Source organism: Tardiphaga sp. (assembly GCF_028290495.1).
In the GTDB taxonomy this organism is placed as follows: Bacteria; Pseudomonadota; Alphaproteobacteria; order Rhizobiales; family Xanthobacteraceae; genus Tardiphaga.
In genome coordinates, this window is the sequence record NZ_JAQGJT010000131.1 from 1 (window position 1) to 4,578 (window position 4,578).

7 protein-coding genes are annotated in these 4,578 nt (G+C 62.9%); all 7 read left to right on the top strand.

The annotated features are described in order from the left end of the window. Positions 1–729: urea ABC transporter ATP-binding protein UrtD (gene urtD / locus JWQ24_RS19455; protein ID WP_299811633.1), on the top strand; the 729-nt coding region annotated here is incomplete at its 5' end. Between the two features lie 135 nt (positions 730–864). Further along, complete coding sequence (gene urtE / locus JWQ24_RS19460) at positions 865–1,560, top strand: urea ABC transporter ATP-binding subunit UrtE (RefSeq protein WP_299811635.1); 696 nt, start codon at positions 865–867, stop codon at positions 1,558–1,560. A 23-nt stretch (positions 1,561–1,583) separates the two neighbouring features. Beyond that, positions 1,584–2,417: an urease accessory protein UreD gene (locus tag JWQ24_RS19465; RefSeq protein ID WP_299811637.1), complete on the top strand. Its 834-nt coding sequence runs from the start codon at positions 1,584–1,586 to the stop codon at positions 2,415–2,417. A 26-nt stretch (positions 2,418–2,443) separates the two neighbouring features. Then, complete coding sequence (locus tag JWQ24_RS19470; protein ID WP_299811639.1) at positions 2,444–2,746, top strand: urease subunit gamma; 303 nt, start codon at positions 2,444–2,446, stop codon at positions 2,744–2,746. A gap of 105 nt (positions 2,747–2,851) precedes the next feature. Beyond that, positions 2,852–3,157 carry an urease subunit beta gene (locus JWQ24_RS19475; RefSeq protein WP_299811641.1) on the top strand — a complete coding sequence of 102 codons (306 nt, stop codon included), beginning with the start codon at positions 2,852–2,854 and terminating at the stop codon, positions 3,155–3,157. 1 nt (position 3,158) lies between these two features. Beyond that, entirely contained in the window at positions 3,159–3,509 is a 351-nt protein-coding gene (locus JWQ24_RS19480) for a GFA family protein (protein ID WP_299811643.1), read from the top strand. Positions 3,510–3,519: 10 nt separating this feature from the next. Beyond that, positions 3,520–4,578, top strand: a 1,059-nt coding sequence (locus tag JWQ24_RS19485) for an urease subunit alpha (RefSeq protein WP_299811645.1), incomplete at its 3' end; no start/stop codon positions are given.

Below are 4,578 nucleotides of genomic sequence, written 5' to 3' on the forward strand. Positions count from 1 at the left end.
CTCTATCTCGACGGCGTGCACGTCTCGTTCGACGGCTTCCACGCCATCAACAATCTGTCGCTGACGCTGGAGGCGGGCGAGATGCGCGCCATCATCGGGCCCAACGGCGCCGGCAAGACCACGATGATGGACATCATCACCGGCAAGACCAAGCCGGACGAGGGCGACGTCTATTTCGACGGCACCCACGACCTCACGCTGCTTGATGAGACCAAGATCGCCGAACTGGGTATCGGCCGAAAATTCCAGAAGCCGACGGTGTTCGAGAGCCAGACCATCGAGGACAATCTGATGCTGGCGCTGAACGTCGATCACAGCGTTCGCGGGACGTTGTTCTGGCGCAACACCCGCGACCAGCAGCAGCGCATCGAAAAGGTGCTGGAAACCATCCGCCTGACGGACTCCCGCCATCGCCTTGCCGGCAATTTGTCGCATGGCCAGAAGCAGTGGCTGGAGATCGGCATGCTGTTGGCGCAGGACCCAAAGCTTTTGCTGGTCGATGAGCCCGTTGCCGGGATGACCGATGTCGAGACGCACCAGACCGCCGAACTCCTGAAAGCCATCAACCGCGACAACAAGACCGTGGTCGTGGTCGAGCACGACATGACCTTTGTGCGCGAACTCGGCGTCAAGGTGACCTGCCTGCACGAAGGCACCGTGCTGGCCGAAGGCACCATCGATCAGGTGTCGACCAATGACCGTGTCGTCGAAGTGTATTTGGGAAGATGAATGCTCCGAATCCTTCGAGACGCGGCCAAGTGGCCGCTCCTCAGGATGAGGACACAGTTTGAAGCAGGAGTTTACCTCACCCTGAGGAGGTCCGGAGGACCGTCTCGAAGGGCGAGGTAAACGGAAGGTGGAATAATGCTGAAGGTCGACAATATCAGCCTGTATTACGGCGCGGCGCAGGCGCTGCGCGGCGTCACCGTGGCGGCGGAGCCGGGCAAGGTGACCTGCGTGCTCGGCCGCAACGGCGTCGGCAAGACCAGCCTGTTGCGGGCGATGGTCGGCCAGCAGGCGATCGCCGGTGGCTCGATCACTTTCGACGGCCAGGACATCTCGACGCTCAAGCCCTATGAGCGGGCGCGGCGCGGCATCGCCTTCGTGCCGCAGGGACGCGAGATATTCCCGCTGCTCACGGTGGAAGAGAATCTCAAGACCGGCTATGCGCCGCTGAAGCGCGCCGACCGCAACATTCCCGCAGATGTGTTTTCGCTTTTCCCGGTATTGAAATCGATGCTCGGCCGCCGTGGTGGCGATCTGTCCGGCGGCCAGCAACAACAGCTCGCGATCGGCCGCGCGCTGGTGATGCGTCCGACGCTGCTGCTGCTGGACGAGCCGACCGAAGGCATCCAGCCCTCGATCATCAAGGATATCGGCCGTGCCATCACCTATCTGCGCAGCCTCGGCACTATGTCGATCGTGCTGGTCGAACAATATCTCGACTTTGCTTGCGAGCTCGGCGACAACTTCGCCGTAATGGATCGCGGCGTCGTCAAGTTCGCCTGCGACCGCTCAACGCTCGATCCCGCCGAGATCAGCCGCCAGATGGCGCTGTAAACAGCGGCGACGCCGAGGAGAGCATGACAACGAGTTCGAACAGCGCCGCACAGGCAATCTTTGCAGCCAACCGCGCCCAGGGGTCGGTGACGTTCGACGTCCAACTGGTCGACGGCAAGACCCGTCGCCGGCAGCTACATGAATCAGGCTCGCTGCGCGTTCGCTTTCCCTCGCCGGAAGATCACGGCCTGTCGGCGATGTTCGTCAACACCGCGGGCGGCGCGGCCGGCGGTGATCGCTTCGATATCGATATTGCGGCAGGCGAAGGCACCAGCCTGACGGTGACCACCGCCGCCGCCGAAAAAGTGTACCGCTCGCACGGACCATCGGCCGAAATCAACATCGCGCTGAAGGCCGCGGCCAAGGCGCATCTTTCCTGGCTGCCGCAGGAGACCATCCTGTTCGACCGCTCGCGCACCTCGCGCCGCATCGATATCGACCTTGATTCCACCGCCTCGCTGATCGTCTGCGAGATCGTCATCTTCGGCCGCGCCGCGATGGGCGAGAAGATGCTGTCCGGCGCTTTCGTCGACCGCTGGCGGCTGCGTCGCGGCGGCAAGCTTATCTTCGCCGAAACCGTCCGGCTGGAAGGCGACCTCGGCGAGAAACTCGGGCAGCCCGCCATCGCCAAGGGTGGCCTCGCCGTCGGTACCGCGCTGATCGTGCCGGGCGACGAGGCGCTGGTCGAGCGTATCCGCGAGGCCGCGGAAAACTTCGGCGGCGAGGTCGGTATCTCCGCCTGGAACGGATTTGCAATGGCCCGCTTCTGTGCGCAAGATGCGGCGAAACTACGCGTCGATATGATGAACGTCCTGGCGCGATCCGGCGCCGCGTTGCCGCGGCTGTGGCTCAACTAACTTTCTAACCGAATTCAGAGTATACGATGAACCTGTCTCCCCGCGAAAAGGACAAGCTGCTGATCTCGATGGCTGCGATCGTCGCGCGCCGCAGGCTCGAGCGCGGCGTCAAGCTCAACCATCCCGAGGCGATCGCCATCATTTCGGATTTCATCGTCGAGGGCGCCCGCGACGGCCGCACCGTCGCCGAGCTGATGAAAGCCGGCGCCGAAGTCGTCACCCGCGCCCAGTGCATGGACGGGATCGCCGAGATGATCCATGACATCCAGGTCGAGGCGACGTTCCCCGACGGCACGAAGCTGGTTACGGTGCATGAGCCCATCAGATAAAACTCCGTCATGCCCGGCCTTGTGCCGGGCATCCACGCCAGCGCGGAACATCGTGGATGGCCGGGACAGGCCCGGCCATGACGTCGCGGCATACGAGGTGACACTATGATCCCCGGCGAACTCTTCATCCAGGACGGCGACATCGAACTCAATGCCGGCCGTGCCACGGTCACGCTGACGGTGGCGAATTCCGGCGACCGGCCGATCCAGGTCGGTTCGCACTATCATTTCTTCGAGACCAATCCCGGTCTGAAATTCGACCGCGCCAAGGCGCGCGGCATGCGCCTCGACATCGCTTCCGGCACCGCCGTCCGCTTCGAGCCCGGCCAGACCCGCGACGTGCAACTGGTAGAACTCGCCGGCAAGCGCGAAGTCTACGGTTTTCGCGGCGACGTGATGGGGAAGCTGTAGGATGACGACATATACGGGTGGCTGTCAGTGCGGCGACGTCCGCTACGAGATGACAGGTGACATCGGTGAAGTGATTGCCTGCAACTGCTCGCGCTGCGGCAAGCTGGGCTCGCTGCTGACGTTCGTCCCTGCCGCGAATTTCAAGCTGCTGGCCGGCGAGAGCGCCACCACTGAGTTCCTTTTCAACAAGAACGTCATTCATCACCGTTTTTGCAAGACTTGCGGCATCGAATCCTTTGCCAACGGCAAGGGGCCGGGCGGCAGCGAGATGGTGGCCATCAATGTGCGTTGCCTTGATGGGGTCGATCTCGAGGCCCTCCAGGTGAAACACTACGACGGCAAGAAATCCTGAGAGATCGATCATGTCCGTGAAAATCAAGCGCTCCGTCTATGCCGACATGTTCGGGCCGACTACCGGCGACCGGGTGCGGCTCGCGGACACCGACCTGATCATCGAGGTCGAGAAGGACTTCACCATCTATGGCGAGGAGGTGAAGTTCGGCGGCGGCAAGGTGATCCGCGACGGTATGGGGCAGAGCCAGGCGACCAACGCCGAAGGCGCCGTCGATACCGTGATCACCAACGTGCTGATCGTCGACCATTGGGGCATCGTGAAAGCCGATGTAGCCATCAAGGAAGGCTACATCTGCGCGATCGGCAAGGCCGGCAATCCCGACATCCAGCCCGGCGTCACCATCAATGTCGGCCCCGGCACCGACGTCATCGCGGGCGAGGGCAAGATCCTCACCGCCGGCGGCTTCGACAGCCACATTCATTTCATCTGTCCGCAGCAGATCGAGCACGCGCTAATGTCAGGCGTCACCTCGATGCTCGGCGGCGGCACCGGCCCGTCGCACGGCACCTTCGCCACCACCTGCACGCCCGGCCCCTGGCACATGGCGCGCATGATCCAGTCGTTCGATGCGTTTCCGGTCAATCTCGGCATTTCCGGCAAGGGCAATGCTTCGCGTCCGGCGGCGCTGGTGGAGATGATCAAGGCCGGCGCCTGCGCGCTCAAGCTGCATGAGGATTGGGGCACCACGCCGGCGGCGATCGACAATTGCCTGAGCGTTGCCGACGATTACGACGTCCAGGTGATGATCCATTCCGACACGCTGAATGAATCCGGCTTCGTCGAGGATACCGTGAAGGCGTTCAAGGGCCGCACCATCCACGCCTTCCACACCGAAGGCGCGGGCGGCGGCCACGCCCCCGACATCATCAAGGTCGCGGGACTGAAGAACGTGCTGCCGTCCTCGACCAATCCGACGCGGCCGTTCACCCGCAACACCATCGACGAGCATCTCGACATGCTGATGGTGTGCCACCATCTCGATCCCTCGATCGCGGAAGATCTGGCGTTCGCCGAAAGCCGCATCCGCAAGGAGACCATTGCGGCGGAAGACATTTTGCATGACCTC

Excerpts from the sequence above, each read along its gene's own strand:
- JWQ24_RS19465 (WP_299811637.1), top strand. The coding sequence starts at position 1,584 with ATGACAACGAGTTCGAACAGCGCCGCACAGGCAATCTTTGCAGCCAAC.
- JWQ24_RS19480 (WP_299811643.1), top strand. The coding sequence starts at position 3,159 with ATGACGACATATACGGGTGGCTGTCAGTGCGGCGACGTCCGCTACGAG.
- JWQ24_RS19475 (WP_299811641.1), top strand. The coding sequence starts at position 2,852 with ATGATCCCCGGCGAACTCTTCATCCAGGACGGCGACATCGAACTCAAT.
- JWQ24_RS19470 (WP_299811639.1), top strand. The coding sequence starts at position 2,444 with ATGAACCTGTCTCCCCGCGAAAAGGACAAGCTGCTGATCTCGATGGCT.
- urtE (WP_299811635.1), top strand. The coding sequence starts at position 865 with ATGCTGAAGGTCGACAATATCAGCCTGTATTACGGCGCGGCGCAGGCG.